This window comes from Pelatocladus sp. (genome assembly GCF_059505505.1).
The window spans coordinates 70,768-73,337 of sequence record NZ_JCACKS010000070.1; the positions used below are offsets into that span (position 1 = coordinate 70,768).

General features: G+C 38.7%; 2 protein-coding genes. One reads left to right on the top strand and one right to left on the bottom strand.

Translation table 11 applies throughout. The features are described 5' to 3' along the window. Positions 1-240 precede the first annotated feature (240 nt). Positions 241-1,281: an agmatinase SpeB gene (gene speB, locus AC5JMK_RS06965; protein ID WP_096675120.1), complete on the bottom strand. Its 1,041-nt coding sequence runs from the start codon at positions 1,279-1,281 to the stop codon at positions 241-243. A gap of 363 nt (positions 1,282-1,644) precedes the next feature. On the opposite strand from speB, the gene AC5JMK_RS06970 reads away from it, so the two are divergent. Next, entirely contained in the window at positions 1,645-2,487 is an 843-nt protein-coding gene (locus tag AC5JMK_RS06970; protein WP_096675119.1) for a hypothetical protein, read from the top strand. Positions 2,488-2,570: the final 83 nt, after the last annotated feature.

A 2,570-nucleotide genomic window follows, 5' to 3' on the forward strand; every position in this document is an offset into this window, starting at 1 on the left:
ATGCTTTCTCATTTCGGTAGATCGCGTATTCATTTCGGTAGATTCAGCAAGCAAATAGGTTCTTTAAATTTCTCAATATACTGATTGCTTTTTTATATCAGTAATTTACGCAATCATAACCGATTATTCCGAGCAGGGTACAAGTCCCCAGATTTATCTGTGGAATCGATCCAAAATCGTTCGACTGAGCGATCACGACGAAGTCTAAAATTCAAAATCGATTGACAGCGATCGCTCCACTTATTTTTTCTGAGATAAATCCATAAAATTTGCTAGCTTGTAAACAATCCGCGCCCCGACATTACCATCCCACTCAGCATCACCAACTTCACAAACATCAAAACCAATAATTTTTCTACCGCTTTTTACTAATTCACGAAACAAACAAAAAGTTTGCTCTAATTCCAGTCCACCAGGAACAGGAGTACCTGTCTTCGGACAAAGTTTTGGATCAAGACCATCAACATCAAAGCTAATATGCACGTATTCGGGTAAATGACCGATAATTGATCGACATACTTCAATCCAAGTAGTTCCAGAGTAAAGTTTTTGTTTCATCATTGAGTCGTAATAAGCAACAATCCGACTATTGGATTGACTAATGATTTCCACTTCATCATGACAAATATCACGCAAACCTACCTGTACTAATTTGGAAATTTGCGGTATTTTCATAGCATTAAACATGACAGAAGCATGAGAAAACTCAAATTCTTCATAGGTATCTCGTAAATCTGCATGAGCATCAATATGTAAAATACCAAAGTTAGAATATTTAGCTGCTAATGCTTGAAAATAACCTAAAGGTGAACTGTGATCTCCTCCAATTACTGCAACTCTTTTACCATGATTAATCGCTTCTTGACACTGTGCAAATAACCATTGATTAAACTGTTGACAGGCTTGGTTAATTTCTGCGAGAACAGGAGTTAAGTCTGGTGTATCTGTTAATTGTTGACCTTGCTCTAAGCGTTCAATAATTGTTGCAGCTAAATAACGGTAGTATGTATTTTTATCTAAAATATCCTGGGGAATTTCTGCCATGAAAATTCCCTGTTTCCATCCATTAGGGTTATCAAAATCAAATAAGTCTAATTGCGGTGAAGCATCTAGAATTCTTTGTGGCCCATTCGCCGTACCTGCACCATAGGAAACGGTAACTTCCCACGGGACACCAAAGACAATTAAATTTGCAGACTCATAATCGAAAGGTAAACCGAAGAGGTTGCTGTTGATTTGTCCTATACCGCTAGGATTGTACTCTGGAAATTGATTACTCATCGACTGTCTTTTAGATTTATATGGGTAAACAAAATACTGCTTGTTGGATATTTGCATTATGTTAGCGTAGTTTGGAAGAAGCTCACCAAAAAATCTTTACTAACATTTTGCAGCAATTGCAAAAAGCCGTGAAATAAATTTCCGGCTCATAGCTTAAACTCATTAAAATGGAGTTAAAACTCTTAGAGGATGTTTGAAAAGTCTTTATTGATGTATCAAATACTTTGAGACCCCCCTAAATCCCCCTTACAAAGCAGGGTGGCTTGTTGGAGTGTTGAAAAAATTATTCAGTACTTAAACAGAATTTGTTACACACATTGTTTCCCTATTCTCTGTTAATACAAATAATTGAATTTAATTTTTATGACAGATATCCGCAAGCTAATTAACCAACTCGCTGCCGAGGAAAATAATTTACATTCCACCCACTTTATCGCGCCCTGTGTGCGTGGTGGTAAGGTACGAACTAGAGTAGCAGGAATAATTTATACATTTAATCCTAAGCCTCGTACATTTGAAGGTTGGGGCATATTTCAACCAGTAGATGAGAAAATCGCGATGGTAGTTGAAGAACCTAACTTACCTCAAATTGCCGAATATTTACAGAACCTTAAACCACTGCGTTTACGACTTGCTCATCCATTGCGATCGCAAACTTGGCTAGCCTACCCAATCAACGAAGCTGATATGCAACAACGCTGTGGATATTGCCGACCAGTAGCGGTAAATTTAGTGACAGAAGGAGCCAAATTTGAGGTAATTATTGGCCGCACTGATGGTGCTGCTTGGTGGTTTGACGAATGCGATCGCCGTGCTGATCCGTTAGTTACTGAAAAACTACGAGAACACCTCAAACAAGTCACACCAACAGACAAACTTCACTTTCAGGGTATGACACCAGAAATGCGGACAGTATACGAAATTGTTGCCAAACAAACCAAAGAATTCGCGGCTTTGCAGCAACAACAACGCGATGAAAAACTGTTACACAAAGCATTACACATGGGTGGTGGAGAATTACATGAATTTCTTGAGCGCCAAGATCATTGGGTTGTACAGTGGACAACTGCTGATGGCGAACGTCACACCAGTGCTATTTCTAAAACAGATTTAACCGTGATGAGTGCGGGAATTTGTTTGAGTGGAGAAGATGAAAAATTTGATTTGCAATCTTTAGTAGGTATTGTAGAGCAACGGTATGAATAGGGATCGGGGAAAGGGGACAAGGGAGTTGGGGCAGGGTGGTTTCATACAAGCAGAGAAAAATTAAAATCTTCTTTTAAAGCCTC